The sequence below is a fragment of the Actinoplanes sp. NPDC051633 genome, assembly GCF_040681735.1.
Classification (GTDB): domain Bacteria; phylum Actinomycetota; class Actinomycetes; order Mycobacteriales; family Micromonosporaceae; genus Actinoplanes.
Genome location: NZ_JBFAZH010001788.1, coordinates 1 through 1,103, shown reverse-complemented (window position 1 = coordinate 1,103; position 1,103 = coordinate 1). Strand labels below are relative to the sequence as shown.

Annotated in this window: 2 protein-coding genes; both read left to right on the top strand. The window is 64.8% G+C overall.

From position 1 onward, the window contains the following. Nucleotides 1-49: 49 nt before the first annotated feature. The gene (locus tag AB0M20_RS45190) at nucleotides 50-469 is read left to right on the top strand and encodes a BTAD domain-containing putative transcriptional regulator (RefSeq protein ID WP_364307807.1); all 420 of its coding nucleotides are present in this window, start codon (nucleotides 50-52) and stop codon (nucleotides 467-469) included. 271 nt (nucleotides 470-740) lie between these two features. Next, nucleotides 741-1,103, top strand: a 363-nt coding sequence (locus AB0M20_RS45185) for a hypothetical protein (protein ID WP_364307805.1), incomplete at its 3' end; no start/stop codon positions are given.

The following is a 1,103-nucleotide window of genomic DNA, read 5'->3' as shown; positions in this document are numbered from 1 at the left end:
GCTTATTTCAGAAAAAAAGAGAATTATATAACGCAAGAAGAGTGGATCAATTTATGGCAAAAAGCACTTCAACGCCGCCTGCGTCGACGCCGACATCTGGCGTCTGCGCGACGCCATCGCCGCGGCGTGGACCGCGGTGACCACACACGCACGGCACACGGCATACCGGGCTGCCATCAACGCCTACACGGGGGAGCTCGCCGTCGGCGAAGACTGGCCGTGGCTGCATCCGCATCGCGAACAGCTCATCAACCACGTACTCGCCGCCTACACCGCCCTAGCCGCTGACTGCCCGCCCGCAGAAGCACCCGCCCTTCTACGGGCGGCGACCGGCGTAGATCCGTTCAACAAGCACATCCATGAGCTCACCGTCGAGGCACTTCGTGACCTCGGCGACCACCGCACGGCAGACGCACTCCGCGATGCCTTCGCCCACCGCATCCGCTCCGCGGGCCTCGAACAGCGATGACCTTGTCGTACGGCACCGCTCGGACGGAGCAGATCATCTCTCAACCCGTCGTTCCGCAGACAGGGACGAAGGACCGCCACTACAGCATCGGGGAGGGTGACGGTCGCGTTCACTAGTGGCCCGCACAGGCAGATAGATTGTCGCTATGGCGTTTAGAGGCGTCGTCAGGTCCGACGTCGGTCGCGGACGATCCGTGGTCTTGCCGCGTCGGCAGTACCGAAGCTTGCGCGCCCGACATCGTCCGCAGTGGGCGGTGCGGATTGGTGCAGTCTTGACCTGCGTTCTCGTCGGCGGCACCGTTGCCGGCGACGCAAAGCCAGCCGCCGGCCGCGGACCGGAAGACGGACCCGAGCGAGTACTACGGGCCTACGTACACGCGACGCTTTCCACCGACGACGTTGCCGGGACTGAGGCGCTAACGTGCCGCCGGCCCGCCTTGGCCGACATGCAGAGCTGGCAACAGGACTTGCGCCGCAGTCGACAGCGATTCGCGCTCCCGCGGCTAGCTGCGGACGTGATGTCTTACCACGCCATCACCCATGACGGCCTCGTCACGGCAGAGACCGACGTGGCCGTGACACTCGTCAGAGACGGACGACCCGAAGAGCGGCTTACCCGCCCGTTCACGTTCACC